The 24,368-nt window shown below is 73.8% G+C and carries 27 protein-coding genes; 14 read left to right on the top strand and 13 right to left on the bottom strand.

The genetic code is table 11. From position 1 onward, the window contains the following. Positions 1-42: 42 nt before the first annotated feature. Both ABD352_RS22210 and ABD352_RS22215 read left to right on the top strand, forming a co-directional pair. On the top strand, positions 43-651 hold the full coding sequence (locus ABD352_RS22210; RefSeq protein WP_344614365.1) for a trimeric intracellular cation channel family protein: 609 nt from the start codon (positions 43-45) through the stop codon (positions 649-651). A gap of 57 nt (positions 652-708) precedes the next feature. Continuing rightward, entirely contained in the window at positions 709-1,074 is a 366-nt protein-coding gene (locus ABD352_RS22215) for a VOC family protein (RefSeq protein WP_344614366.1), read from the top strand. 30 nt (positions 1,075-1,104) lie between these two features. On the opposite strand, the gene ABD352_RS22220 is transcribed toward ABD352_RS22215, so the two are convergent. From ABD352_RS22220 to ABD352_RS22240, 5 genes are read right to left on the bottom strand one after another with little or no spacing between them, the layout of a single operon-like run. Continuing rightward, positions 1,105-1,236: a hypothetical protein gene (locus ABD352_RS22220; RefSeq protein ID WP_344614367.1), complete on the bottom strand. Its 132-nt coding sequence runs from the start codon at positions 1,234-1,236 to the stop codon at positions 1,105-1,107. Beyond that, positions 1,233-2,399, bottom strand: a complete 1,167-nt coding sequence (locus ABD352_RS22225; RefSeq protein ID WP_344614368.1) for an NAD(P)/FAD-dependent oxidoreductase — start codon at positions 2,397-2,399, stop codon at positions 1,233-1,235. Before ABD352_RS22225 ends, ABD352_RS22220 begins: the two co-directional genes overlap by 4 nt. After that, positions 2,396-2,770, bottom strand: a complete 375-nt coding sequence (locus tag ABD352_RS22230) for a LuxR C-terminal-related transcriptional regulator (protein WP_344614369.1) — start codon at positions 2,768-2,770, stop codon at positions 2,396-2,398. The genes ABD352_RS22225 and ABD352_RS22230 overlap by 4 nt, the downstream gene beginning before the upstream one ends. Before the next feature lie 22 nt (positions 2,771-2,792). Beyond that, entirely contained in the window at positions 2,793-3,980 is a 1,188-nt protein-coding gene (locus ABD352_RS22235; protein ID WP_344614370.1) for a hypothetical protein, read from the bottom strand. A gap of 20 nt (positions 3,981-4,000) precedes the next feature. Next, positions 4,001-4,426 carry a WapI family immunity protein gene (locus tag ABD352_RS22240; RefSeq protein ID WP_344614371.1) on the bottom strand — a complete coding sequence of 142 codons (426 nt, stop codon included), beginning with the start codon at positions 4,424-4,426 and terminating at the stop codon, positions 4,001-4,003. Between the two features lie 64 nt (positions 4,427-4,490). On the opposite strand from ABD352_RS22240, the gene ABD352_RS22245 reads away from it, so the two are divergent. Next, positions 4,491-4,931 (top strand): cupin domain-containing protein, encoded by a 441-nt coding sequence (locus ABD352_RS22245; protein ID WP_344614372.1) that lies wholly within the window; start codon positions 4,491-4,493, stop codon positions 4,929-4,931. Between the two features lie 57 nt (positions 4,932-4,988). On the opposite strand, the gene ABD352_RS22250 is transcribed toward ABD352_RS22245, so the two are convergent. The 3 genes from ABD352_RS22250 to ABD352_RS22260 all read right to left on the bottom strand — a co-directional run bounded on the left by ABD352_RS22250 (position 4,989) and on the right by ABD352_RS22260 (position 7,357). Next, the gene (locus ABD352_RS22250; protein ID WP_344614373.1) at positions 4,989-5,789 is read right to left on the bottom strand and encodes a C40 family peptidase; all 801 of its coding nucleotides are present in this window, start codon (positions 5,787-5,789) and stop codon (positions 4,989-4,991) included. A gap of 208 nt (positions 5,790-5,997) precedes the next feature. Further along, on the bottom strand, positions 5,998-6,480 hold the full coding sequence (locus tag ABD352_RS22255) for an aminoacyl-tRNA deacylase (protein WP_344614374.1): 483 nt from the start codon (positions 6,478-6,480) through the stop codon (positions 5,998-6,000). A gap of 1 nt (position 6,481) precedes the next feature. Beyond that, positions 6,482-7,357, bottom strand: coding sequence for an LLM class flavin-dependent oxidoreductase (locus ABD352_RS22260; RefSeq protein WP_344614375.1), 876 nt, complete (start codon positions 7,355-7,357; stop codon positions 6,482-6,484). Positions 7,358-7,423: 66 nt separating this feature from the next. Between ABD352_RS22260 and ABD352_RS22265 the strand changes: the two genes are divergently transcribed. Together ABD352_RS22265 and ABD352_RS22270 are read left to right on the top strand one after the other, a co-directional pair. Further along, positions 7,424-8,800: an FAD-dependent oxidoreductase gene (locus tag ABD352_RS22265; RefSeq protein WP_344614376.1), complete on the top strand. Its 1,377-nt coding sequence runs from the start codon at positions 7,424-7,426 to the stop codon at positions 8,798-8,800. A 103-nt stretch (positions 8,801-8,903) separates the two neighbouring features. Continuing rightward, positions 8,904-10,709, top strand: coding sequence for an alpha-amylase family glycosyl hydrolase (locus tag ABD352_RS22270; protein ID WP_344614377.1), 1,806 nt, complete (start codon positions 8,904-8,906; stop codon positions 10,707-10,709). A 99-nt stretch (positions 10,710-10,808) separates the two neighbouring features. On the opposite strand, the gene ABD352_RS22275 is transcribed toward ABD352_RS22270, so the two are convergent. Continuing rightward, positions 10,809-11,702, bottom strand: a complete 894-nt coding sequence (locus ABD352_RS22275; protein ID WP_344614378.1) for a hypothetical protein — start codon at positions 11,700-11,702, stop codon at positions 10,809-10,811. Next, positions 11,702-12,019, bottom strand: coding sequence for a PadR family transcriptional regulator (locus ABD352_RS22280; RefSeq protein WP_344614379.1), 318 nt, complete (start codon positions 12,017-12,019; stop codon positions 11,702-11,704). The genes ABD352_RS22275 and ABD352_RS22280 overlap by 1 nt, the downstream gene beginning before the upstream one ends. Before the next feature lie 357 nt (positions 12,020-12,376). Between ABD352_RS22280 and ABD352_RS22285 the strand changes: the two genes are divergently transcribed. Then, positions 12,377-12,730: a hypothetical protein gene (locus ABD352_RS22285; protein ID WP_344614380.1), complete on the top strand. Its 354-nt coding sequence runs from the start codon at positions 12,377-12,379 to the stop codon at positions 12,728-12,730. Between the two features lies 1 nt (position 12,731). On the opposite strand, the gene ABD352_RS22290 is transcribed toward ABD352_RS22285, so the two are convergent. Together ABD352_RS22290 and ABD352_RS22295 are read right to left on the bottom strand one after the other, a co-directional pair. Further along, positions 12,732-12,953, bottom strand: a complete 222-nt coding sequence (locus ABD352_RS22290; RefSeq protein ID WP_344614381.1) for an isocitrate lyase/phosphoenolpyruvate mutase family protein — start codon at positions 12,951-12,953, stop codon at positions 12,732-12,734. A gap of 68 nt (positions 12,954-13,021) precedes the next feature. Further along, on the bottom strand, positions 13,022-14,836 hold the full coding sequence (locus tag ABD352_RS22295; protein ID WP_344614382.1) for an arabinofuranosidase catalytic domain-containing protein: 1,815 nt from the start codon (positions 14,834-14,836) through the stop codon (positions 13,022-13,024). Between the two features lie 251 nt (positions 14,837-15,087). Between ABD352_RS22295 and argG the strand changes: the two genes are divergently transcribed. From argG to ABD352_RS22310, 3 genes are all read left to right on the top strand, one after another. After that, the gene (gene argG, locus ABD352_RS22300; protein WP_344614383.1) at positions 15,088-16,536 is read left to right on the top strand and encodes an argininosuccinate synthase; all 1,449 of its coding nucleotides are present in this window, start codon (positions 15,088-15,090) and stop codon (positions 16,534-16,536) included. Between the two features lie 97 nt (positions 16,537-16,633). Further along, positions 16,634-17,311 (top strand): hypothetical protein, encoded by a 678-nt coding sequence (locus ABD352_RS22305; protein WP_344614384.1) that lies wholly within the window; start codon positions 16,634-16,636, stop codon positions 17,309-17,311. 38 nt (positions 17,312-17,349) lie between these two features. Continuing rightward, positions 17,350-18,177, top strand: a complete 828-nt coding sequence (locus tag ABD352_RS22310) for a nucleotidyltransferase domain-containing protein (protein ID WP_344614385.1) — start codon at positions 17,350-17,352, stop codon at positions 18,175-18,177. 7 nt (positions 18,178-18,184) lie between these two features. Here ABD352_RS22310 and ABD352_RS22315 read toward each other — a convergent pair whose 3' ends face one another. Then, positions 18,185-18,925, bottom strand: coding sequence for a hypothetical protein (locus ABD352_RS22315; RefSeq protein WP_344614386.1), 741 nt, complete (start codon positions 18,923-18,925; stop codon positions 18,185-18,187). Between the two features lie 229 nt (positions 18,926-19,154). Here ABD352_RS22315 and ABD352_RS22320 point away from each other — a divergent pair, with 229 nt between their 5' ends. Genes ABD352_RS22320 through ABD352_RS22340 form a run of 5 tightly spaced genes read left to right on the top strand, consistent with a single transcriptional unit; the run spans position 19,155 to position 24,353 of the window. Further along, complete coding sequence (locus ABD352_RS22320; protein ID WP_344614387.1) at positions 19,155-20,990, top strand: AfsR/SARP family transcriptional regulator; 1,836 nt, start codon at positions 19,155-19,157, stop codon at positions 20,988-20,990. Then, positions 20,987-21,493, top strand: coding sequence for a MauE/DoxX family redox-associated membrane protein (locus ABD352_RS22325; protein ID WP_344614388.1), 507 nt, complete (start codon positions 20,987-20,989; stop codon positions 21,491-21,493). Before ABD352_RS22320 ends, ABD352_RS22325 begins: the two co-directional genes overlap by 4 nt. Before the next feature lie 18 nt (positions 21,494-21,511). Then, positions 21,512-22,051 carry a TlpA family protein disulfide reductase gene (locus tag ABD352_RS22330; RefSeq protein WP_344614389.1) on the top strand — a complete coding sequence of 180 codons (540 nt, stop codon included), beginning with the start codon at positions 21,512-21,514 and terminating at the stop codon, positions 22,049-22,051. Beyond that, the gene (locus ABD352_RS22335; RefSeq protein WP_344614390.1) at positions 22,048-23,943 is read left to right on the top strand and encodes an ABC transporter ATP-binding protein; all 1,896 of its coding nucleotides are present in this window, start codon (positions 22,048-22,050) and stop codon (positions 23,941-23,943) included. The genes ABD352_RS22330 and ABD352_RS22335 overlap by 4 nt, the downstream gene beginning before the upstream one ends. After that, complete coding sequence (locus tag ABD352_RS22340; RefSeq protein WP_344614391.1) at positions 23,937-24,353, top strand: S26 family signal peptidase; 417 nt, start codon at positions 23,937-23,939, stop codon at positions 24,351-24,353. The genes ABD352_RS22335 and ABD352_RS22340 overlap by 7 nt, the downstream gene beginning before the upstream one ends. The last annotated feature ends 15 nt before the right edge of the window (positions 24,354-24,368 follow it).

Raw genomic sequence — 24,368 nt, forward strand, 5'->3', positions numbered from 1 at the left:
GTTCGCGTTCGCGGCGCCGGGCGGCCGGTATACATGATCCCGATGACATCGCTCAGCCCACTGCTCGTCGCCGACCTGGTCGGCATCGCGGTCTTCGCCGCGTCCGGGGCCACCGCCGGGGTGGCCAAGCGCCTGGATCTCTTCGGCGTGATCTTCGTCGGCTTCACGGCCGCGCTGGGCGGCGGGATCATGCGCGACGTCTTCATCAACGTGCAGCCGTTCGCGTTCGTGGACTGGCGGTACTCCACCGTCGCCGTCGTCACCGCGGCCGCCACGTTCTGGCTGCACCCCGCGGTCAACCGGCTGCGGTGGACGGTGCTCGTGCTCGACGCCGCCGGCCTCGGGCTCTTCGTGGTCACGGGCACCCTGAAGGCGCTGGATGCCGGGGTACCGCCGATCGGCTCCTGCATCATCGGCATGATCACCGGGATCGGCGGCGGGCTGGTCCGCGACCTGCTCACCGGCGAGATCCCGACGGTGCTGCGGCGCGAGATCTACGCCGTGGCCGGGCTCGTCGGCTGCGCGTCGGTGGCCGGGCTGGACGCCGCGCACCTGCAGCGGCCGTTGAGCATCGGGCTGGCCGCGACCCTCACGTTCGTCCTGCGCATGGTGGCGCTGCGCAGGAACTGGTCCGCTCCGACCGCTTCCTGAGGTACACCCGGAAATTCCTGACACGAGATGGCAGGAATGCCTTGGAGGATGGTGCGCATGACCGGATTCGCGAGCCTCATCATGGTGAACATCGACTGCGCCGAGCCGCCCGTGCTGGCGAACTTCTACGCCGAGGTCCTGGGCTGGGACGTGACCCACAGCCAGGCCGAGTACGCGATGATCAGCGACGGCACCACGTCCATCGGCTTCGGCCAGCTGCCCGGCTACGCGGCGCCGACCTGGCCCGAGGGGCCGACGCCGAAGCAGTTCCACCTCGACTTCTACGTCGACGACCTGGCCGGCGCCGAGGAGCGGGCGCTGAAGCTCGGGGCGTCGAAGCCGGAGTTCCAGCCGGGCGGGGAGCGGTACACGGTACTGCTCGACCCGGCCGGGCACCCGTTCTGTGCCTGCCTGCGCTCCTGACCTCTCCCCGCACGGGCCGGCCCGTGTCCCTCAGCGGCGATACGGGCCGGCCCAGCGCCGGGCCCTCATGCGGGCGCTCCTTCCGGGCGCGCGGTCGGCGGCGAACTGGCGGGCGACGTCCTCGCCCGCCCGCGTCTCCTGCGGAGGATGCAGGTAGGTCATCGGGGGCTCCTCACAAGTGGTGGGGACACCAGCTCCTGCGCCTCCGCGTCGAGGGCGCGGGCGAGCTGCTGCTGCAGTTCGACGAAGTCGGCGACCGGCGGGTAGGCCGCCAGGGCACACGTCAGGTCGAAGACGTCGCGCAGGGCGCGGTCGCGCCGCCGCTGGTACTCGGCGAGCGCCGCGTCGCCGCCGCCGCGTAGCGCCCGGTCGAGGGCGCCGGCGAGCAGTTCCGCGTCGCGGTAGGCGTCGCTGAGCCCGTGGCCGGTGAGCGGGTCGCGGTGGTAGCCGGCGTCGCCGACGAGCGCCCAGCCCGGGCCGTGCGCGCGGCGCACGATGTTGGGGTTGCGCAGTGTGCCGGCGACCGGCGAGGTCCGCCGGCCGCGGGCCAGGCGGTCGGCGAGCTCGGGCGCCGCCCGCCGCAGGAGCGACTCGAAGGCCGCGGCCCGCGACGGGGCGGCGCGGCGCTGCGCCCGGGCGTCCTCGGTCGGCGTCGTCACCCAGACGCAGGCCTCGCCGCCGTTGGTCGGGAACACGCCGGCGAAGGCCCGTTCGGCCGCGAAGAGCTCGATGCCGTGCCAGGGCAGCCCGCCGTAGTAGGCGTACTGCGCCGCGCCCCGGTCGCCGTGGTCCTCGAGCACCTCGGCGGTGACGGACCGGGCGACGACGGAGCGCAGCCCGTCGGCGCCGACGACGTAGCGCGCGGCGATCGACACCGGCGCGCCCGACGCGCGGTGCCCGGCGACGCCGCAGACGCGCCCGGCGCCGTCGAACCGGACGCCGTCGACCGCGACGCCGGTGACGTCGCGGGCACCGGCCCGGACGGCGGCGTCGAGGACGATCGCGTCCAGCACGGTCCGGCGCGGCGCGACGAGGAGGTCGACGCCGGCCGTGTGCTTGACGGTGCGCGTGACGGACGTGCCGGCGGCGCTGAGGGTGACCTGCCGGACGGCGGGGGCGCCGCTGGCCAGTACCGCGCCGAGCAGACCCCAGCGGTCCAGCTGGACGACGCCGGCCCGGGCCAGCTGGTGCGTCGAGACGGTGTCGGACGGGAAGGTCGCCCGGTCGACGACGACCACGTCGTGGCCCAGCCGGGCCAGGAGCAGCGCCGTGGCCGCCCCCGCCGCCCGGCCGCCCACGATGACGACGTCGTGCAGTGCGTTCATGGCATCGACGGTAGATGCGCCGGGCGTTCGCCGGACCGGGCGTTTCCCCTAACTTGGCTCCCCGGCACCACCCAGGTTGCGGCGTTGTGCGGCCGCGACGGCCTGGGCGCGGCTGGCGACGCCGAGATGTGCTGGTCGACCGTCTTCGCCGAGAGCGTGAGCCGGGCGGCGATCTCCGCGTTGGACAGGCCCTCGACGAGCAGCTCCAGGACGTCGGCCTGGCGTGGGGTCAGCCCGGCGGCGTGCTGCGCGGTCGCCCGGCACGGGCCGCGCGGCACCTTGGCGCCGCCGCGTCGGCGTAGCGCGCCAGCTCGCCGGCGATGTTGCCCAGGGCGCGCCTCGTCGGCCCAGTGCGCGTCCTCGACCACCACGACGGGCCCGCTGCCGCGGCCCCTACTTTGTCAGGGTGGAGGACGAGACGGCCGGCGGGCGGGCGCCCAGGAAGAAGATGCCGGGCAAGCCGCTGGTCTCGAAGCCGGCGCTCGGGTTCCTGCGCAGCGTCGAGCCCTCGATCGACATGGTGCCGCTGCGGTCGTTGCTGACGAAGAAGACGGCGCCGCCGCCCTCGTTGGCCTTGTTCTGCTCGATCAGGGTGCCGGCCAGGCGGACGGTGAAGTTGTTGCCGTCGCAGTAGATGGCGCCGCCGCTGCCGCCGCCCGCGGTGCCCGCCTTGGCCGGGTTGGCGCCGTGGCCGACGGCCGAGTTGTACGACAGGACGCTGTTGAGCACCACCCAGGACACGCCGATGCTGCTCAGCGCGCCGCCGTTGGAGCAGACGCCGCCCTGGCCGGCCGCGCCGCCGAAGGTGCTGGCCACGATGTAGACGGGCTGGTTGCGGTACTGGCTGAGGACCCGCACGGCGGCGCCGCCGAGGTCCGGGCCGGACTCGTCGCAGCGGTTGCGCACGAAGCGGGAGTTGACCGCCTTGAAGCGGCCGCCGCGCACGAAGATCGCGCCGCCGCCACCGCCCTCGGTCGTGTCGCCGGTCGAGTTGCCGTCGGCGAAGACGATGTTCTGCACCGTCAGGGCCGGGGTCTCCTGGTCCTGGCAGTGGTCGGTGGTCCACTCCAGCGCCTTGTCGCAGGTGTTCTGGTACAGGATGCGGCGCTTCCCCTCGCCACTGAGCGTCACCTTGCCGCCGCCGTCGATGACGACCCGGGGTGAGCGGTTGCGGACCTTGGCCGTCTCCTTGACCACGATGGTCACCGGGTCCGGGCCGCAGTTGAACGTCACGATCCCGCCGGCCGCGACCGCCGACACGAACTTCTCCGACGTGCAGCTGGCCGCCGTGCCGTCCCCGACCACCCAGGTCGGCTTCGACGAGTCGACGGGCCCGGCGTCGGCCGGGACGGTGGCGTGGCCCTCCGGGTTGCCGTTGGTGAACGACTGGGTCTTCACCGGCGCGCCGGTGCCCGACGCGGCCGCGCCGAGGCCGTCCGAGACGTCGTCGGCGTCGGAGGCCTTCACCGTGGTGCTCGCCTCCGGGACGTGATAGTTCGGGTCGACCGGCACGGGCTCCGCCTCGCAGGCCGCGAGGGCGAGTGCCGCCGTGATCAGCACAATCCCGAACCGTCGTCGCATCGGGCGATGGTAGCCCCGGTTCAGGTGATGCCGCGGCCAGGGTTCAGCTCACGTTCCCAGTTCACCGCCGCGGCCTCCAGCGACTCGGGCGACAGGTCCAGCGTCACCGGGTAGTCGAAGGTCATCGCCCGCTCGTCGCCGAGCCAGGACGGCGCCGTGTCCTGGGAGAAGCCCACGACGAGGCGGGGCTGGCCGTACTCGTGCTCGTCCAGCGTGAACGACAGCGCCGGGAACGTGAGGCGCTCCAGCAGCTCCACCCGCCCCTTGGCCGCCCGCAGCAGCCAGTCGCCGAGCAGCCGCGCCTCGTCCGCGCTCAGGCACCGGGCGCGGAACGTCCAGCCCCGCCCGTCCAGCGCGTCCACGACGCCCTCGACCGTGACGGCGGGCCCCGTGGGCTCGACGATCCGAAGCTCGACGAAGGCCCCCGTGCGCGATAGCAGTCTCACCACCCCAGCATCGCAAACCCCAGGTCACCCCGGCATGGGGCGTTAGGGCGGATACGGTACGACCATGAGACCCCACCTCGCCGAGCAGCTCGACATGCGGCCGCACCCCGAGGGGGGCTGGTACCGCGAGACCTGGCGCTCGCCGGCCGCCTTCACCCCGGACGGCTACGACGGCCCGCGCAGCGCCGCCACCGCGATCTACTTCCTGCTCTGCCCCGGCGAGTCGTCCGCCTGGCACGTGGTGCGCTCCGACGAGCTGTGGTTCTGGCACTCGGGCGGCCCGCTGACCCTGCGCCTGGGCGGCTCCGGCGACCGCCCCGGCCCAGGCCCGGAGGCGGTGCTCGGCGCCGACGTCGCCGCCGGCCAGCGCCCCCAGGTCCTGGTCCCCGGGGGCGTGTGGCAGTCGGCGTTCCCCGCCGGCGACGAGCCGGTGCTGGTCAGCTGCGTCGTGGCCCCCGGCTTCGACTTCGCCGACTTCCGATTGGCGACCGGCACCGCCCACTGATCCGAACAATGCTCATATAAACGGAATGCCGGATTCATCCCCTTGAAAGGGATGCCGTCACCCGATGATTCGCCGGGCGAAGCTGAAGGCGTAGATGCCCGAGATCTTCACGCCGCCGCGTTCCGTGGAGGCGTGGACCATCCGGCCGTTGCCGATGTAGATGCCCACGTGGCCCGAGGTAGGGAAGATCAGGTCGCCCGGCCGCAGCTCGTCCCGGCCGACCGGGCGCCCCAGGTGGGCCAGGCCGCCGGTCGAGTGGGGCAGCGAGATGCCCATCAGGTGGTAGGCCGCGGAGACCAGGCCCGAGCAGTCGTACGCGTCCGGCCCCGACGAGCCGAACGAGTAGTCCTTGCCGACCTGGGTGAGCGCGAAGCCGACGACGTCACCGTCGGCGTACGCCGCCGCGAGGGGAGCCTGGGCGGCGGGCCGGCGCTGGCGGGTGACCGGCGGGCGGCGCTTCGTGCTCGGGGCCTTCGGCGGCCGGGCGGCCCGCTCGCCGCGGGTCGCCGAGCGCGATGCCCGCGCGACCCCACCGTCGCGGCCCGACGTGACGGCGGACTCCGTCACCGGCGGTGCCGGGGCGGCCGGAGGGGCCGGTGGTGCGGGAATGGCCCGCTCGACCCCGGTCAGCTCGGCCAGGCGGTCGGGGAGGGCGAGCGTGAGCGCGGGCGCCGGGGCCGCGGCGCGAGGGGCCGGGGCCGGTTCCGCGGCCCTCGTGTGGCCGCTGATCAGGGCCCCGCCGAGGACGGTGCAGAGGATGGTGCAGGCGGTCGCGGCCGTGGTCAGGTGCTGCCGGAACCGGGTGCGGCGTAAGGCGTAGGTCGACAGTCTGGGCTCCCCGTTCGGCCCGGGGCACACCTGCGCTCCCCGTCCGCCGCGCACCGCCGGCGGCGGCACGCGGCGACGCCGGCCAAGTGGAGCGGCCGGCCCCGGGGACCCGGGCAAGATGATCGTTGCCGAGAGCCAAAGTAATGCGGCCGTCCCGCCAAGTCGGGCAATTTGCACAAATTGCCAGAAATCGACGACTGTCGCTGCCGTCCTGCCGATGCGGGAATGCGCGCGTCGATCAGCCCTTCGACGCCGGTGGTTCGGGGTCGGATACGTCGGCGACGGTGGCTTCCAGGAAGGCCAGGACGGCGTCGGCGGGCGCGGCCAGGGCGACCCCGTGGCGGCCGCCGCCCAGCGTGATCTCGCGGCCGCGGACGCGCTCGTCGGCGACGACGGGCCAGGCCGTGCTCGAGCCGAACGGGGTGATCGTGCCGCGCTCGAAGCCGGTCGCCGCCTTGGCCGTGGCCGCGTCCGGCATCGACATGCGGGCCACGCCGAGCAGGGCCCGCAGCTTCGGCCAGGAGATCACCCGGTCGCCCGGGACGAGCACGAAGCGGAAGTCGTCGTCGGCGAGGCGGACCACCAGCGTCTTCACCACGTCGGGGACGGCCACGCCGCGGGCCTGCGCCGCCTCGGCCAGGCTGCGCACCGGGCCGTGCTCGACCACGCGGAAGGGGACGCCACTGGCCGAGATCGCCGCGATCGCCGGATTGCCGGACATGTCAGCCCACCAGGGGTCGTACGCGCTCGGCCACGAACCGCACGAAACCCTCCGGGTCGGGGTCGTCGGCGGTGGGCTGCAGGACCACGCTCGTGGCGCCGGCCTCGGCCCAGCGGTGCACGGCGTCGGCGACGGCGTGCTCGTCGCCGGCCACCGACACGTCCTTCGACGGGTCCGCGTAGCCCCACCGGGCGCGCTCCGCCGCGATCCGCTCGGCCGCCGTCGGGCCGGTCGCCGCGTGCAGGTACACCACGACCTCGTGCGGCCCGGTGCGGCCCGCGGCCGTGCGGCCCTCGCCGACGAGCGTCAGCGCCCGCCGTACCGCCGCCGGATCGGTGCCCCCGGTGAGCACCGTGCCGTCGCCGACCTCGCCGGACAGCCGCAGCGTCCGGTCGCCGGTCGCGCCCAGCAGGATCGGCACCGGCGCGGGCGGCGGCCAGTCCAGTGCGACGCCGTCGAGGCGCACGTAGCGGCCCTCGGTGGAGACCCGCTCGCCGCGCAGCAGCGCCCGCAGCGCCGTGGTGTACTCCCGCAGCAGCGTCAGCGGCGAGGCGACCCGCGCCCCGACCTGCCCCATCCAGTCCTGCACGCCGTGCCCGGCGGCGATCACGGCCCGGCCCGGGAAGAGCCGGACCAGCGTCGCGATCTCCATCGCGCTCAGCGCCACGTTGCGCAGCGGGACCGGCAGCAGCCCGACCCCGACGCGCAGCCGCTCGGTGTAGGCCAGAGCCGCCGCGGCGGTGGTCAGGCCGCCCTCGAGGAAGCAGTCCTCCCAGAGCCACAGCTCCTCGAGCCCGGCTGCGTCGGCGGCCCGCACGACGTCGCGCAGCCGCTCCGGCGGCAGCTGCGGCAGGAACACGGTACCCAGCGTGGTCATACCCTGCAGTCTGTCAGCAAGCCGACGGTTCCCGGCCGTGGCACGGCTTGGAACGCCTCGAGGGGCATGAGGCATGAAATCTCGGGCGGGCACGCCGTCGTCCTCGGCGGCAGCATGGCCGGCCTGCTCACCGCGCGGGTGCTGACGGAGCACTTCTCGCGGGTCACGATCGTCGAGCGCGACGAGCTCACCGGCGAGTGGGCCGGCGACCCGGAGGCTGACCCGCGCGAGCGCGAGGTCCGCCGTGGCGTGCCCCAGGGCCGTCACGCCCACGGCCTGCTGGCCGCCGGGCTCAACGTCGTCGAGGAGCTGTTCCCGGGCGCGGCCGAGGAGCTGGCCGGGGCCGGCGTGCCCAGCGGCGACGTGCTGGGCAACGTGCGCTTCTGCGCCAGCGGGCACCGGCTGCGGCAGGTGCCGATCGGTATGACCGCGCTGTCGTTCAGCCGGCCGTACCTCGAGAACTACCTCCGCGCGAAGGTGTTCGCACTGCCCGGGGTGCGGGTGCGCGGCGGCACCGACGTCGTCGGGGTCGAGGCCGACGCGGGCCGGGCGCGGGTGATCGGGGCGATCGTGCAGGGCCGCGGCGCCGGGCGGGCCGAGGTGCTGCCGGCCGACCTGGTGGTCGACGCCACCGGCCGCGGCTCGCGGGCCCCGCGCTGGCTGGCGGAGCTCGGCTACGAGCGGCCCCGGGAGGAGGAGCTGCACGTCGACCTCGCCTACGTGTCCCGGCACTTCAAGGTCGACCCGGCGCTGCTGGACGGGGACATCGCGATCATCATCGGGCCGTCGGCGGCCGCGCCGCGCGGGGGCGCGGTCATGCTGCAGGAGGCCGGGCGGGCGGTGATCACGCTGTTCGGCATCCTCGGCGACCACGCGCCGCTGGACGACGCCGGGTGGCGGGCCTACGCGCGGCGGCTGCCGTTGCCGTACGTCGCCGACGTCATCGACGCCTCGGTGCCGCTCGACGACGCGGTGAAGTTCCGGTACCCGGGCAGCACCCGGCACCGCTACGACCGGCTGCGGCGGTTCCCGAAGGGCTTCGCGGTGCTCGGCGACGCGATGTGCTCCTTCAACCCGATGTACGGCCAGGGCATGTCGGTCGCCGGCGTGGAGGCGCTGCGGCTGCGCGACCAGCTCGCCCTGGACGGCGTCGCGCGCTTCGACGCCCTGCGGTTCTTCCGCTCGGTACGCCCCGTGATCGACATCCCGTGGCAGATCGCCACCGGCGGCGACGCGGCGCTGCCCGGCGTCAACGGGCCGCGCGACCTGCCCACGCGCATGGTCAACCGGTACCTCGAGCGCCTCTACGCCGTCGCCGCCCGCGACGAGGTGGTCTCCCTCGCGTTCAGCCGGGTGACGAACCTGCTCGACCCGCCCGCCGCCCTGCTGCGCCCCGGGATCGCGGCGCGGGTGCTGGCCGGGCGACGCATGGCGACCGCCTGAGCACGAACCGTGGCAGGCCTGCTGCGCCCCGCGATCGCGGCGCGGGTGCTGGCCGGGCGACGCATGGCGACCGCCTGAGCACGAACCGTGGCAGGATCGGGAAGTGGCCTACCGCCGGATCGCCGACATCGACTTCAGTGAGCTGACCCGGGGCCCGTTCCACCCGTCCCCGGACGACTGGGCCGACGAGGTCCTGTACTTCCTGCTCGTGGACCGGTTCTCCGACGGCGGCGAGCGCGGCTACCGCGACAACGACGGCGTGCTCGTCACCACCGGGACCACCCCGCCGCTCACCGAGGCCGGCCACGGGCTCGCGGTGCGCACCGAGGCCGACGCCGCCCGCTGGCGGGCCGCCGGCCTCGACTGGGCCAGCGGCACCCTCGCCGGGCTGCGCGGCAAGCTCGGCTACCTGCGGCGGCTGGGGGTCACCGCCATCTGGGTGAGCCCGGTGCTCAAGCAGTGCGCCGGGCAGCCCACCTACCACGGGTACGCCACGCAGGACTTCCTCGCCGTGGACCCGCACTTCGGCACGGCGGAGGACCTGCGTGGCCTGGTCGCCGACGCCCACGCCCAGGGGCTGCGGGTCATCCTCGACGTGGTGATCAACCACGCCGGGGACGTCTTCGGCTACGAGGGGGACGCCCAGCCGGTCTGGACCGGGCGGCGCTATCCGGTGAAGGGGCTGCGCGACGCCGCCGGCGCCCCGGTGCTGCCGGTCGGGCCGGTCCCCGGCGTCTATCCCGACGGCGGCGTCTGGCCGGAGGAGCTGCAGGGCACGGCCACCTTCACCGGCAAGGGGCGCATCGTCGACTGGGACCGCTTCCCGGAGTACCTCGAGGGCGACTTCGAAGGCCTCAAGGACATCGCGCTGGGGGAGGGGCCCGCCGACGACTACACCCCGTCCGCGGCGCTGCTCGCCCTCGTGCGGGCGTACCAGTACTGGATCGCCTTCGCCGACCTCGACGGGCTGCGGGTCGACACGGTCAAGCACCTCGACCCCGGCGCGGCCCGGTTCTTCGCCTCCGCGATCCACGAGTTCGCCCAGTCCATCGGCAAGGAGCGCTTCTGCCTCGTCGCCGAGATCACCGGCGACCGGGAGTTCGCGTACCGCACGCTGGACGAGGTCGGCATGGACGCCGCGCTCGGCCTGGCCGACGTGCAGGCCCGGCTGGAGGGGGTGGCCAAGGGTGCGGAGGACCCGGCCGGCTACTTCGCCCTCTTCCGCAACTCGCTGCAGGTCGGCCGGGAGTCGCACACCTGGTTCCGCGACAAGGTGGTCACCTCCTACGACGACCACGACCAGGTCCGCAAGGGGCCGTGGAAGGCGCGCTTCGCGGCCGGCGAGCCCGGGCGGCGCCTGGCCCTGGTGGCCCTGGCCATGAACGCCACCACGCTGGGCATCCCGTGTGTCTACTACGGCAGCGAGCAGGGGTTCGACGGCGAGGGCGGGCACGACCGGTACATCCGCGAGGCCATGTTCGGCGGCGAGTTCGGCCCGTTCCGCAGCCGCGGCGGGCACGCCTTCGACGAGGAGCACGAGACCTACCGGCAGCTCGCGGGGCTCCTCGCGGTGCGCCGGCGGCTCCCGGCGCTGCGCCGCGGCCGGCAGTACCTGCGCCCGGTCTCGCCCGACGGGGTCGTGTTCGCGCCGCCCGGGCACCCCGGGGCGGTGGCCTGGTCGCGCATCTTCGCCGACCGGGAGGTCGTCGTCGCCGTCAACACCGACCCCGACCGGGCGCGCACCACCTGGGTCACCGTCGACGCCGGCCTGCACGCCGAGGGGGACATGCTGACCTGCGCGTACTCCAGCGAGCCCGCCTTCGCCGGCGGCCGGGTCTCGGTCTCGGCCCGCAACGGCAAGGCCGTGCAGCTGACCGTCCCGCCCGCGGGCGTGGTCATCTACGCATAGAGGGACGATACTCGTCCGGCATGGAGCCGGTTGGCCGCGATCTCGCCGACGTCGGACGTGCCCCCGGGGATCGTGGGGATGCGCTGGGAGTGGGAGTAGTCAGGCGGGCCTGCCCGCCTTGCGCTGATGTACGGCGCCGGCGCCCGCCTTGCGCTGATGTACGGCGCCGGCCGTGACGAGCGTGAGCGAGAACGTCGTGCACATCGCGAGCATGGCCGGCAGGAGCTTGAGCGCGCCGGCGGAGAACCAGGGCGGATCCACGACCCCGCCGCCGCTGAGGGGCCACATGCTGAACACCGAGACCCAGTCCGCGCCGATCGGCCGACCGGCGATCGCGTAGAGCACAGACGTCAGTTCGAGTGTGGCGAGGCCACCGGCCACGAGGACCGCCACGGCGATGCCGGTGCGTCCCCGCCGGATGAGCACGGTGATCCCGACACCCAGCGTGAGCATCGCCGCGCACCAGCACAGCGCGGACAGGAGCGTGGCCGGCCGCGGCCCGCCGAGCACGTCGCCGGCGACGGGCAGGCTCGCGATGGCCAGTACTCCCGCGGTCAACGACGCCGGCACGGTAAGAAACGGTGCCACGAGGTGGTGCTGCCGGGGCATCGGCAGCGCCACCGCGACGATCGCCCCGCACACCGCCAGCACGCTCAGCGCGATCGGCACGCCCAGGAGCGCGGGACTGACGTCGTAGCCGGCGTCCTTCACGTACGTTGTGGCGAGCATGAGCCCACAGACCGCCAGGAGCCCCGCGGTGAGGCCGAATCCCAGCGGTGCGGCGGCGAGCCAGACCATCCGGCGAAGCTGCGGGCGGGTGCGGGTCCACGTCCACGTCGCCGCCTGCTCGGCCAGCGCGGACCGGCCGACGTCGGCGATGTCGCGCCACGGCCGGGTCGAGTGCGTGAGCAGGTCGGTGATCTCGGCGCCGTAGCGGTCGCGGACCGGCGCCGGGTAGATCGCCATGGCGAGGCGGATCAACGTCGCGCGCATCAGGCCGTGGCCAGTCGGCGCAGGCCGGTGCTGGCCATCGCGCGGATGCGCACGAGTTCGGCCTGCAACGCCTGCGCGCCCAGATCGGTCAGGCGGTACGGCTTGCGGCGGTCTTCCTCCGGCAGTTGCTCGATCAACCGCTGCTCCTCCAGGCGCCGGATGGCGCCGTAGAGCGTGCCCGGGCCGGGTCGCTCGCCGGTCAGCGCGGCGATGTCCTCCTGCATCGCATAGCCGTGCTTGGCGCTCTCGGCCAGGCTGATCAGGATCAGCAACGCCGGCTCGGAGAACCTGCCGAGCTGCGACAGTCCGGTCAACACGTTCCTCCAAGTTGCTACGTCGGGCGTAGCATCGCAGGACGTAGTACCCCCGTCAACCCTGCGCCTGCCGGAGCGTCGTCCACCGGCTAGGCGAAGGCCGGCGAGGCGACGAGGACGGTCGCCGGCGCCGCGGTGACGGCGACGGCGACGGCGATTCTGGGTTGTCTTCTCATGGGGTGACCTCCTCAGGGGATGGCACCGACCGTAGGAGGAGGTCGACCCCGGGCGGAACGCCGCCGAATTTCCCGCCGCGGATCGGTGTGGCAAAACTGTTGATGAACTTCGGGTGACGCCTCGAAGATGACACTTCGAAGCGGTAGCATCACCGGTCGTCACATCGATCGGTGGGAGTCGGATGTGCGCAAGCGCCAGGTGCCTGACCACATCTTCGAGAAGCTGATCGGCGCGCTGATCAGCGAGTCCGCGGCGGCGATGCTGGCCCAGCGGGCCCGCGGCTCGACGCTGCACGCCGGCGAGGCGCTCGGCCGGGTGCTCGCCTGGCTGTGGGAGGACGCCTCCGGCCCCGACGACGTGGTGACCTACGTGGCCGACCTGGTGGCCCAGCTGCGCTACCACGCCACCGGCGCCGACGCCTCCATCCCGCTCGGCGAGGTGCTGGCCGCGGTCCGCCGCGCCGCCGCGCCCATGGCCCCTGCCGAGGGCGCGGCGATGCTGGCCTGCCTGCGCGCGGGGCTGCCCGCCTACCTCTGACCTACCGCTGACCCTGGCCGAACAGCTCGTTCGGCTCGTCCTGCGGCACCCGCCCCGCGGCCGCGTGATCGGGCCGCCCGAGCGAGAACGCCACCCCGGCGCTGGTGGTCGCGATCGCCTCGAACCCGGCCGCGCGCAGCACCCGCGCGCTGCCCGCGTCCCAGGCGTTGGGCAGCAGGACGCAACCGCCGCGGTGCAGCTGGAGGAATCCCTCGGCGTCCATGGCCCGACGCTACTGCGAAGGGGCGCGGGCATGGTGCCCGCGCCCCTCCTCCTCCTGGGGTGAATGCGTCAGCTCAGCGCGAACTTCTGGGCCGCGGAGCCGTTGCAGTCCCAGATCTGCAGGCGGGTGCCGTTGCCGGTGGCGCCGTTGGGGGAGTCCAGGCAGCGGCCCGACTGCGGGTTGCGCAGGGAGCCGTCGGCCTGCTGCTGCCAGACCTGGCCGCCGGCGCCGTTGCAGTCCCACAGCTGGACCTGGGTGCCGTTGGCGGTGCCGTTGCCGATGATGTCCAGGCAGCGGCCCAGGGTGCGCAGCGCGCTGTTGGACTGGTGGAACCAGTGCTGGTCCACGGCGTAGGACTGGCAGTCCCACAGCTGGACGGCGGTGCCGTTGGTGCCGCTGTCGTCCGCGGCCACGTCCACGCACTTGCCGCCCGGGCCGATGTTCGTGCCGCCGCCGTTGACCGCGAACTTCTGGGCCGCGGAGCCGTTGCAGTCCCAGATCTGCAGGCGGGTGCCGTTGCCGGTGGCGCCGCTGGGGGAGTCCAGGCAGCGGCCGGACTGCGGGTTGCGCAGCGAGCCGTCGGCCTGCTGCACCCACTTCTGGCCGCCGACGCCGTTGCAGTCCCACAGCTCGACCTGGGTGCCGTTGGCCGTACCGTTGCCGTTGATGTCCAGGCAGCGGTTCAGCGTGCGCAGCGAGTTGTCCGCGAAGTGCGACCAGTGCTGGTCCTCGGCGTAGGTCTGGCAGTCCCACAGCTGCACGCCGGTGCCGTTGGCGCCGGTGTCGTCCGCGGCCACGTCCACGCACTTGCCGCCGGGCCCGGTGACGGTGTCCTGCGGGCCGTTGGGGATGTTGGTCTGGCCGCTGTAGCCGACGCTCACGATGTTGGCCTGGATGGCGTTCTCGGCCGCGTCGGTCGGGTAGCCGGCCACCATCGCGCCCTCGAACCAGGTGCCCCGGTTGCGGTTGCTGTTGTCGCCGCCGATGCCGAGGATGATGCCGCCCTCCTGGTGCATCGGCCGGTAGCCCGACTTGTCGGTCGGCAGCGCGCCGTTCCACCAGGTGGTGAGCCCGCCGGACTGCGAGTTGCCGCCCTTGAGCGCGTACGTCGTCTGGCCGTTGTTCTTCAGGACGGCGGTGACGTACGTCGAGTTGTTCCCCGGGTTGGGGTTGGAGCCGTTGCCGCCCTGGAACATGCCGTTCTCCATGTCCGCCTCGATCCACGGGCCGGAGCCCTGGCAGGGCGGGAAGAAGCACGTGGTGGCGATGCTGATGGCGTCCATGTGGCCGTTGCCGGTGTCGTACGGCGTCGACTCGGCGTTGCCGTAGTCGAAGCAGCAGTCCGAGCCGACGTGGGTGCCGCTGGCGACCATGTAGACGCCCTCGGGCTGGCCGTTGACGGCGACGCCCGGCGCCCGGCCGTTGAACCGGTAGCCGACGCCCGGGGAGACCCACACGCCGTACACCTTGTGGCCGCCCGCGGTCACCGCGATCTCGGCGGCGTCGGCGCCACGGTCGCCGGAGCCGGCGCCGCCGTCGGGCGCGATGCCCAGGTCGCTGTGGTTGCTCGTCTGGTCGTAGATCTTGACGATCCGGCAGGTGCTGCCGTTGCAGAAGGCGTCCTGGTCGCCCGCGTTGGCGTAGCCGCCGGCGGCCAGCAGGCCCACGTTGTGCAGGGCGCCGTCGGAGGCGCGCTGCACCTGGTACAGCGGCCCGTTGTACGCCGCGAACAGCGCCCGCGTGGTGCTGTGCGCGGCGACGCACGCGGTGCCGTTGGAGGCGTAGATGTCACAGGGCAGCGGACCGGCGGCCTGGGCGGGGCTGTTGAACCCCACCAGTGCGGCGGCGGTGAGGGCCAGGCTCGCGGCGGCGGAGAGCAACATCCGGCGCCGGCGTCCCGGTCGTGATCGACTGACCACGGAAGGACCTCTTTCGATCGGGGGGTTGCCGCGGTACCGCATCCGGCCCGATTGGCGGCGGGCCAGGAGCGACGCGTCGGTGTCTCAGTATGCGCATTCGCGGTGGTCTTTGATAGAACTTGTTGGAAAGTGTTCGGTCTGTGGTCCGACGCTGTAGAAGGTGTCCTCCACCACCTGCTTGCATGGTTATGCATTGCGTCGTATATGCTTCAACCGTGTCCAAGGTGCTGAACTCCCTGCCTGTCGGTGAACGCGTCGGGATTGCCTTCTCCGGTGGTCTCGACACCTCGGTGGCCGTCGCGTGGATGCGCGCCAAGGGCGCCACCCCGTGCACCTACACCGCCGACCTCGGCCAGTACGACGAGCCCGACATCGCGTCCGTGCCCGGGCGGGCGACCGCCTACGGCGCCGAGATCGCGCGGCTGGTCGACTGCCGCGCCAGCCTCGTCGAGGAGGGGCTCGCGGCCCTGGCCTGCGGCGCGTTCCACATCCGCTCCGGCGGGCGGGCCTACTTCAACACCACGCCGCTCGGGCGGGCCGTGGCCGGCACCCTGCTGGTGCGGGCCATGCTCGAGGACGACGTGCAGATCTGGGGCGACGGCTCGACGTTCAAGGGCAACGACATCGAGCGGTTCTACCGCTACGGGCTGCTGGCCAACCCCTCGCTGCGCATCTACAAGCCGTGGCTCGACGCCGACTTCGTCGGCGAGCTCGGCGGGCGCAAGGAGATGTCGGAGTGGCTGCTGGCGCACGGGCTGCCGTACCGCGACAGCACCGAGAAGGCGTACTCGACCGACGCCAACATCTGGGGCGCCACGCACGAGGCCAAGCTGCTGGAGCACCTCGACACCGGCATCGAGATCGTCGACCCGATCATGGGCGTGCGGTTCTGGGACCAGGGCGTCGACATCCCGGCCGAGGACGTGACCGTCGGCTTCGCCCAGGGGCGGCCGGTGAGCATCAACGGCAAGCAGTTCGGCAGCGCCGTCGACCTGGTGCTGGAGGCCAACGCGATCGGCGGCCGGCACGGGCTGGGCATGTCCGACCAGATCGAGAACCGGATCATCGAGGCCAAGAGCCGCGGCATCTACGAGGCGCCGGGCATGGCGCTGCTGCACGCCGCCTACGAGCGCCTGGTCAACGCGATCCACAACGAGGACACCGTCGCGGCGTACCACAACGAGGGGCGCAAGCTCGGCCGGCTGCTGTACGAGGGGCGCTGGCTCGACCCGCAGGCCCTCATGCTGCGCGAGGCGCTGCAGCGCTGGGTCGGCAGCGCCGTCACCGGCGAGGTCACGCTGCGGCTGCGCCGGGGCGAGGACTACTCGATCCTCGACACCACGGGCCCGGCGCTGTCCTACCACCCGGACAAGCTGTCGATGGAGCGCACCGAGGACGCCGCCTTCGGGCCGGTCGACCGCATCGGGCAGCTCACCATGCGCAACCTCGACATCGCCGACTCGCGGGCGAAGCTGGAGCAGTACGTCTCCCTGAACGTCATCGGCAGCCCGCACCCGATGCTCATCGGGGCGAACCAGACGCCCTCGGCCGACCTGCTGGGCGCCATGCCGGCCGGCGGGGCCGCGGCCATCGCCTCCCGCGGCAACGGGCAGGACGACGACGAGCTGCTCGACCTGGCCGCCATGGAGGCCGGCACCGACTAGCCGAAGCGGGGTTGAGCCCCCGGTTGTCGCAAAGTCGTCAAATTCTCACGGCGTGGCGATTTCCCCACCGGTCGCGGGAGCGGTGGAATGCAACGCCATGACGGAGGCGCACGACCAGGGGCTCACCCTGCACCTGATCACCCACGTGCCGGCCCACGAGCCGCGCGAGGAAGATCCGCACTACCACCTGTTCGAGCAGGTCAAGGCCCGCATGAAGCGCCAGGGCCTGTGGCGTTGCGCGATCAGCGACAACTACTGCGGCGGCAACGTCGAGCTGCACCACTCGCACATCGAGTTCTCCCAGGCCGGCGGGGTCGACCTGGAGAAGATCAACCAGCAGCTCGGCCTGCACCTCGACGACGACGGCGACTTCCAGGAGTGGATCGAGTCGCCGGGCAACCTCGAGCCGTTGTGCGCGGTGCACCATCGGACGCATTTCGGCGTACACGTGATCCCCGGCCCGCTGTGGGAACCGCTGCGCTACCGGGCGGCCGAGGTGAAGCCGGCCGCCGAGTTCGTCCCGGCCGACGAGGTCGAGGACACCGAGACGATCGTCAAGACCACCCGCAAGACCAGGGTCAAGACCCACCCGGCCAAGGACGGCGAGGTCGAGGTGGACAAGATCTCCGACGAGAAGACCAAGGTCAAGGTCGTCTCGGGCCATCACACGGTGGAGGAGCACGTCGAGCGCCGCCACACCGTGGACAAGGCGGAGGTGCCCCGCCAGCGGGCCCCGCACAAGCGCGGCTTCTTCGCCCGGATCTTCGGCCGCTGATCCCCCGGCCCCGTTGCCGCCGGGGGCGCACCGGCGGCATGGGACCATGGGTCGTGCAGCAGCACGACGACACGCGGCGGTACGTCGAGATCCTCGAGGCCTTCGACGAGGTGCAGGCCTGCGCGCTCGGCGGCTCCCACGCCCAGGGCCTCGCCGACGACCGGTCCGACGTCGACCTGTTCCTCTTCCTCGACGACGAGGGCTTCCTCGACGCCGTGGCCGCCTTCGGCCCGCGCTTCGCCGGCAAGGCGGACACGATCGCCCACCGGTACCGCGGCTACCTGCTCGACATCGGCTACCAGTACTCGACGGTCCACCCGGGCCCGGTCTTCCTCGACCTCTTCCTCAACTGCGAGGCCACCCTCACCCGCACCCCGCTGCTCGCCCTCAACCGGATCGTGTTCGACAAGACCGGCCGCTACACCGAGCTGATCGCCGCCGCCCCTGCCGACCCGGGTGCCGACGGGGCGGTCGGCGAGTACCTCATCGAGCTGGACCTGCTGGCCAAGTTTGCCCGCCGCCGCGACGTGTTCCCGTTCCTGTCCCGCCTGGACCGGCTGCGCTCGATCCTGGTGGCGCTGCGGTGCGCGGTGCGCGGGTCGCGGTACAACTCCTATCTGGCCGACCGCCAGATCAACCGCGAGTTCGGCGGGGACGGCCTGGAGGCCTGGCTGGTCGCCAACACCCTCCCCGCCGCGGGCGCGGACCTGTCCGCCGCGGTGCGGACGCTGACCGGCGGCATCCAGGAGGCGCTGGACGCGCTGGGACTGCCGGAGCGCGCCGACCCGCGGGCGCTGGAGCTCATCGCGGGGCTGCGCGAGGAGACCCTGGCCACCTGCCGCGCCTGGGACCTGCTGCGGCCCTGAACGCGCGCTACCAGGCCGCCGGGAGGTAGGCGACGGACCAGCCGCGGTACATGCCGTGGTCGAGGTAGCCGGCGACCCCGACGTGACCGGCGACCGAGGTGCCGATGACCTTGCCCTCGCCGAGGCTGATCGCGACGTGGCCGTCGCCGGTGGAGTTGTGGTACCAGACGAGCGCCCCGCGCGGCGGGATGCCGGTGGTGTTCAGGTACCCGTGGCTGCTCTCCCAGTCGCCCCCGATCTCGGCGGTGTTCCAGCCGGAGCCGCCCCATCCGTACGCCTGCGCCGCGAACGCCAGGCAGAGGTTCTCGTAGGCGCTCGAGCCGTAGTGCTGGAACTCCCAGTTGATCGCGCCCTCGGCGGCGCGCGGGTTGGTCTTCGACGACGGCTCGGCGCCGACGTAGGCGCAGCTGTTGACGACCTGCCCGTCCGAGCCGGTGTAGATGTACGCGTCGGACACCATGCCGCCGTTGGACAGCAGGTCCCAGAGCTTGGTCGTGCCGTACGTCCCGGTCACCGACTCCCCGGAGGTCTGGCACAGCAGCGTCACGGAGGCCCCGTTGGCGATCGTCCGCCAGCCGGTGTACCCGGTCCCGGGGCCGGACCGCACGGTGAGCGCAGCGCCGGCCGTCTTCACGGTGCCGGTGGCGGAGGCGGCGGCCGCCAGCGAGGTCCCGGGCACGGCCACGGCCCCGGCCACGACCGCCGCCGCGACGACCAGCGCCCGGCCTGCATTGAAAGATTTCCACATGTCCATGGAGACTAGTGGTGGATCTTTTCGCGATCGTCGCATCACCGGTGAACCTTGAGCAACAATTGACGTCGATGCGGCCCCCGCGCGAGGGCATTGAGATTTTCGCAAGGTTCCGGCAGGTCCCCGGCAGCAGTATCTGCGATGACCACTGGCCACAGTGGGTTTCGGGGGAACGCGCGCCGGCCTTGTCCGAGGCCGGCGCGCGTTGCGAGCGTTGGGGGCGCCGATGTCGTTCGCGTTCCAGTTGCTGGGGCAGATCGGCGTGCGGTACGGCGCGGTGGCCGTCGAGCTGCCCGTCGGCAAGCCGCAGTCACTGCTCGCGACCCTGTTGCTCAACGCCAACCGGCTGGTGCCGGTCGAGAGCCTCGTCGACGCGCTGTGGGACGAGGCGCCGCCGCGCTCGGCGGTGGCCAATGTCAGGACGTACGCGGTGCGGGTGCGCAGGCTGCTCGCGGACCCCGAGAGCGCGGCCGGGTCGCGGCTGCTCGGGCGGGAGCGGGCGTACCGCATCGCGGTGCAGCCGGGCGAGCTCGACCTGGCCGAGTTCACCGAGCTGGCGGCCCAGGGGCGGGCCTCGCTGCGGGCCGGGGACGCGGCCCGGGCCATGGAGCGGCTCATCGCCGCGCTGGCCTGCTGGCGCGACGACCACGCGGGGGTGGGGCTGGTCCGGGCCGGGGCGCTCGGGCAGCGCCTCGCCGCGCTCGACGACGAGCGGCTGCGCACCGCCGAGGACCTCGTCGACGCCCGGCTCGCGCTGAACCACCACGACGTGCTCATCGGGGAGCTGCGCCGCACGGTCGCCGAGCATCCGCTGCGCGAGCGCTCCTGGGGGCAGCTCATGCTCGCCCTGTACCGCGCCGGCGACGTCGCCGGCGGCCTGCACAGCTTCCTGGAGGCGCGGGCGGCGCTGCGCCGGGAGATGGGCGTCGAGCCGGGGCCGGAACTGCTGCGCCTGCACGCGGCGATGCTGGCCCGCGACCCCGCCCTCAACGAGACCTCGCCGGTCGTGGCGGCCGACGCCGCGCCGGCCCCTCCGCTGGTCATGCACCGGCCCCGGCCCGAGCCGCCGCGGCAGCTGCCGCCCGGGCCGGCCGTGCTGGTCGGGCGCGACCAGGCGGCGGGCGGCGTGCTCGCCGCGGTGGACGCCGGGGCCCGGATCGTGTGCGTCTACGGGCCGCCGGGCGCGGGCACCTCGGCGTTCGCCGCGCACGCCGCGCATCTGCTCGCCCCGCGGTACCCGGACGGGCAGCTGTTCGTCCAGCTCGGGCCGGCCACGGACACGGGGGCCGCGGCGGCGCACCTGCTGCACTCGCTCGGGGTGGCCGACGAGGCGGTGCCTCGGGGGGTGGCCGCCCGCACCGCCCGGCTGCGCACCGCGTTCGCCAGCCGCCGGGTGCTGCTGCTCGCCGACGGGGTCGACGACGTGGCGCAGGTGCGGCCGCTGCTGCCGGCCGGGCCCGGATGCCTCGCGGTGATCGCGGCGAGCCGGCCGCTGCCGACGCTGGACGGGGCGGCCCTGGTGCCGCTGCCGCCCCTGCCCCCGCGCGACGCGGTCGAGCTGCTGCGCCGGGCGCTGGGTCAGGAGCCGGAAACAGAGGACGACGCGGCGGTACTGCATGAGCTGGCCGACCGCTGCGAAGGCCTCCCGCTGGCCTTGCGCATCGTCGTCGCCCGGCTGCAGGGGCGCCCGGACCGCTCGGCCGGCGCGTGCGCGGAGCGGCTGCGCGAGCCCCGCGGGCGCCTCGACGAGCTGCGCGCGCACGACCTGTCGATCCGGGAGAGCCTCGCCGTGCGCTGCGCCACGGTCAGTACGACCGCGATGGGGGCCCTGCGGACCCTGGTGCGGCTGCCGGGGCCGGTGACGGTGCCGCAGCTGGCCGCCGCCTGCGCGCTCGGCGTCGCCCGCGCCCGCGACGCGCTCGACGAGCTGCTCGACGCGCAGCTGGTCACCGGGGACGGCGCCGGCGGCCACCACGCCGGGCCGCTCGTGCACCTCTACGCCGCCTCGATGTATGCGGATCAGCCGATCGATGTACCGGCGCTGGATACGGTGCGCCGGTGAGCTACGCCGAGACGGCCTGCCGGGCAGTTCTGGCGCTCGTCTTCGCGGTCTCGGCGCTGAGCAAGCTGCGCGGCCGCGGGGCCTGGCGCCGGTTCGCGGCGTCGGTGGCCGTCCTCGCCCCGGCGCCGCCGGCGGCCGTAGGCCCGCTCGCCGTCGCGGTCGTCGCCGCCGAGGGCGCGATCGTGGCGGCCCTGGCCGTGGGCCCGCTCGTCCGCGTGGGCTTCGCGCTGGCCCTCGGGCTGCTGGGGGCCTTCACGATCGCGATCGTCTCGGCGTACACCCGCGAGAAGCGCGTGCCGTGCGCCTGCTTCGGCTCGGGCAGCCCCGTCGGACCCCGGCACGTGGTGCGCAACGGCATCCTCGCGGCGGTCGCGCTGGCCGGCCTGCTCACCGCGGGCGGCGGCCCGGTGCACCTCGCCGGGGCCGGGATCGCGCTCGCGGCCGGGCTGATCGGCGGGCTGCTGATGATCACCTTCGACGACCTGGTCGAGCTCTTCGAGTAACCGGAAGGGAACCCCGAAATGCCCTACGTGATCGCGGTGCTGGTGCTGATCGGCGCGCTCGCCCTGCTCAACCTTGCCCTGACGTACGGCGTCATCCGCCGCCTGCGCGAGCACACCGAGCTGCTGTCCGGCGGCGCGGCCGAGGCGCCCTGGCCGGCCCCCGGCAAGGAGATCGGCGCGTTCGCGGCGACCACGACCGCGGGGCGGGACCTGCGCACCGCGGACCTGGCCGACGGCCTGCAGGTGGGCTTCTTCCGCACCGGCTGCGCGCCGTGCCAGGAGCGCATGCCGCAGTTCGCCGCGCGCGCGGAGGCGGCCGGTGACCCGGAGCGGTTCCTGGCCGTGCTGGCCGGCGACCCGCGGGAACTGGCCGGGGAGATCGCCCGGCTGGCGCCGGTGGCCCAGGTCGTGCTCGCCGAGCGCGACTCCGGCGTGGTCAAGGCCTTCGCGGTGACCGCCTTCCCGACGCTGGTGCTGGTCGGACCCGGGGCGAAGGTGGCGAGCGCGGGCTACGAGATGGCCTCCCTGGACGCGGCCGAGCCGGCGCTCGCCTCATGACCGTGCGCTGGCCGCGGCTCACCCGTGCGACCAGCGACGCCCGGCCCGGCTCGGTGGCGCTGCGCGAGGACGAGCCCAGACCGGGCGCGAGCTTCCGGGGGCTGACGGCCGCGCTGCGCCTCGTGTGGCGCGCGGCCCCCGCCCACCTGGTGGCGGTGGCGGGCCTGGCGCTCGCCGGCGGGCTGGCCCCGGTCGCCGCCGCCCGGCTGCTCAAGGCGGTCCTCGACACCCTGGTCGGCGGGGGCCACCGGCCGGCGACGCTGGTCCTGCTGGCCCTGGGGCTGGCCGGTGCGGGCGCGGTCACCGCGTTCCTGCCCCTGCTGAACAGCTACGTCATCGCCGAGCTGCAGCGGCGCACCGGCCGCCGGGCCATCGACGATCTGTTCGTCGCGGTCAACGGTCTGGCCGGGTTGGCCCACTTCGAGGATCCTGCCTTCCTCAACCGGCTGCAGATCGGCCACAACGCGGCCCGCGTCGCCCCCGGCAGCGTCGTCTGCACCGGCCTGGACACGCTGCGCGGGCTGGTCGCCGCGGCCGGGTTCCTCGCCGCCACCGCCGCGCTGGACTGGCGGCTGGCCCTGCTGGTGGCGTTCGCCGCGCTGCCGGCCCTCGGCGCGGAGCTCGGGCTGTCCCGGCGTCGGGCGGCGATGATCTGGGACCTCGGCCCGCACGAACGGCGGGAGTACTTCTACGGCGGCCTCCTCGCCGAGGTCCGCGCGGCCAAGGAGGTCCGCCTCTTCGGCGCCGGCGACGAGGTGCGCCGCCGCATGCTCGGCTCGCGGGCCCGCGCCGACGCCGCGAACCGCCGCCTGGACCGGCGCGTTCTGGCCACCCACAGCGGGCTGACGCTGCTGGGCACCGTGGTCAGCGCGGTGGGCGTGGTGATCGCGATCGGCCTGGCCGGGGCCGGGACGATCTCCGTCGGCGACGTCTCGCTGGTCCTCGCCGCCCTGGCCGGGGTGCAGGGCGCGCTCACCGGGGTGGCGCTGTCCGCCGCCATGGTCCACCACCAGCTGCTCCTGTGGGGCCACTATCGTGCCGTGCTGGCCACTCCGCCCGACCTGGCCGCCGCGCCGGCCCTGGCCGGTGAGCTGCCGGCGCTGCGGCACGGCATCGAACTGCGCGACGTGTGGTTCCGCTACGCCGAGGACCAGCCGTGGACCCTCGCCGGCGTCGACCTGTTCATCCCGGCCGGCCACACGATCGCGCTGGTCGGGCCGAACGGCGCCGGCAAGAGCACGCTGGTGAAGCTGCTGTGCCGGTTCTACGACCCGACCCGCGGGGCCATCCGCTGGGACGGCGTCGACCTGCGCGACGTGCCGGTCGAGGCGCTGCGGGCCCGGCTGACCGCCACCTTTCAGGACTTCATGTGCTACGACTTCACCGCGGCCGACAACATCGGCATCGCCGACCCGGCCCGGCTGGCCGACCGGCCGGGGATCACCGCCGCGGCGGGGCGCGCCGGGGCGCACGAAAAGCTGGCCGCCCTGCCCCGCGGCTACGACACGATGCTCTCGCGCGTGTTCGCCCAGGACGACGGCGATGCCGAGGACGGCGTCAACCTCTCCGGCGGGCAGTGGCAGCGGGTAGCGCTGGCCCGGGGGTTCCTGCGCGAGGGGCGGGACCTGCTCATCCTCGACGAACCCTCGTCCGGGCTGGACCCCGACGCTGAGCACGAGATCCACCAGCGGCTGCGGGAGTACCGCACCGGGCGTACCAGCATCCTGATCTCCCACCGGCTCGGCGCGGTCCGCGACGCCGACCGGATCGTCCTGCTCGCCGGGGGCCGGGTCTGCGAGGACGGCCCGCACGAGGCGTTGCTGGCCCTCGACGGCGAGTACGCCCGCCTGTTCCACCTGCAGGCCCGCGCCTACGGAGCCGCGACGTGCTGATCGCCATCGCCACCGCCGTCATCCCCGCCGCCGCGGCGGCCCTGGCCGTCGTCGTGCTGCGCCGCCGGTACCTCGTCGTGGACGTCACGGGGCCGAGCATGACGCCCACGTACCTCGACGGTGACCGGGTGCTGGTGCGCCGGGTGCGCGGCGACAAGGTGCGCCCCGGCCAGGTCGTCGTCCTGGAGGGGCCGCGGCTGCCGCGGGCGGAGCCGCTCGGCCTGCTGCTCAAGCGGGTCACCGCGGTGCCCGGCGACGCGGTCCCGGCATACGTCACCGGCGCCCCCGCCCTCGTCCCGGCCGGCAAGCTGGTCGTGCTCAGCGACAACCCGGCCGCGGGCGTGGACTCGCGCTCGGTCGGGCTCTTCTCCGCCGCGGGCGTCGCCGGGGTGGTCCTTCGCCGCATGTGAAACGGGCCGTGGGAA

The organism is Dactylosporangium salmoneum, assembly GCF_039532525.1.
Lineage (GTDB): Bacteria > Actinomycetota > Actinomycetes > Mycobacteriales > Micromonosporaceae > Dactylosporangium > Dactylosporangium salmoneum.

What these genes read in the sequence shown, in the direction of transcription:
- ABD352_RS22295 (WP_344614382.1), bottom strand. Translation starts at nt 14,836, where the DNA reads ATGTTGCTCTCCGCCGCCGCGAGCCTGGCCCTCACCGCCGCCGCACTG.
- ABD352_RS22335 (WP_344614390.1), top strand. Translation starts at nt 22,048, where the DNA reads ATGACCGTGCGCTGGCCGCGGCTCACCCGTGCGACCAGCGACGCCCGG.
- ABD352_RS22215 (WP_344614366.1), top strand. Translation starts at nt 709, where the DNA reads ATGACCGGATTCGCGAGCCTCATCATGGTGAACATCGACTGCGCCGAG.
- ABD352_RS22315 (WP_344614386.1), bottom strand. Translation starts at nt 18,925, where the DNA reads ATGTGGAAATCTTTCAATGCAGGCCGGGCGCTGGTCGTCGCGGCGGCG.
- ABD352_RS22265 (WP_344614376.1), top strand. Translation starts at nt 7,424, where the DNA reads ATGAGGCATGAAATCTCGGGCGGGCACGCCGTCGTCCTCGGCGGCAGC.
- ABD352_RS22310 (WP_344614385.1), top strand. Translation starts at nt 17,350, where the DNA reads ATGGGACCATGGGTCGTGCAGCAGCACGACGACACGCGGCGGTACGTC.
- ABD352_RS22220 (WP_344614367.1), bottom strand. Translation starts at nt 1,236, where the DNA reads ATGACCTACCTGCATCCTCCGCAGGAGACGCGGGCGGGCGAGGACGTC.
- ABD352_RS22305 (WP_344614384.1), top strand. Translation starts at nt 16,634, where the DNA reads ATGACGGAGGCGCACGACCAGGGGCTCACCCTGCACCTGATCACCCAC.
- ABD352_RS22290 (WP_344614381.1), bottom strand. Translation starts at nt 12,953, where the DNA reads ATGGACGCCGAGGGATTCCTCCAGCTGCACCGCGGCGGTTGCGTCCTG.
- ABD352_RS22260 (WP_344614375.1), bottom strand. Translation starts at nt 7,357, where the DNA reads ATGACCACGCTGGGTACCGTGTTCCTGCCGCAGCTGCCGCCGGAGCGG.
- ABD352_RS22275 (WP_344614378.1), bottom strand. Translation starts at nt 11,702, where the DNA reads ATGCGCGCGACGTTGATCCGCCTCGCCATGGCGATCTACCCGGCGCCG.
- ABD352_RS22320 (WP_344614387.1), top strand. Translation starts at nt 19,155, where the DNA reads ATGTCGTTCGCGTTCCAGTTGCTGGGGCAGATCGGCGTGCGGTACGGC.
- ABD352_RS22255 (WP_344614374.1), bottom strand. Translation starts at nt 6,480, where the DNA reads ATGTCCGGCAATCCGGCGATCGCGGCGATCTCGGCCAGTGGCGTCCCC.
- ABD352_RS22235 (WP_344614370.1), bottom strand. Translation starts at nt 3,980, where the DNA reads ATGCGACGACGGTTCGGGATTGTGCTGATCACGGCGGCACTCGCCCTC.
- ABD352_RS22210 (WP_344614365.1), top strand. Translation starts at nt 43, where the DNA reads ATGACATCGCTCAGCCCACTGCTCGTCGCCGACCTGGTCGGCATCGCG.
- ABD352_RS22225 (WP_344614368.1), bottom strand. Translation starts at nt 2,399, where the DNA reads ATGAACGCACTGCACGACGTCGTCATCGTGGGCGGCCGGGCGGCGGGG.
- ABD352_RS22330 (WP_344614389.1), top strand. Translation starts at nt 21,512, where the DNA reads ATGCCCTACGTGATCGCGGTGCTGGTGCTGATCGGCGCGCTCGCCCTG.
- ABD352_RS22245 (WP_344614372.1), top strand. Translation starts at nt 4,491, where the DNA reads ATGAGACCCCACCTCGCCGAGCAGCTCGACATGCGGCCGCACCCCGAG.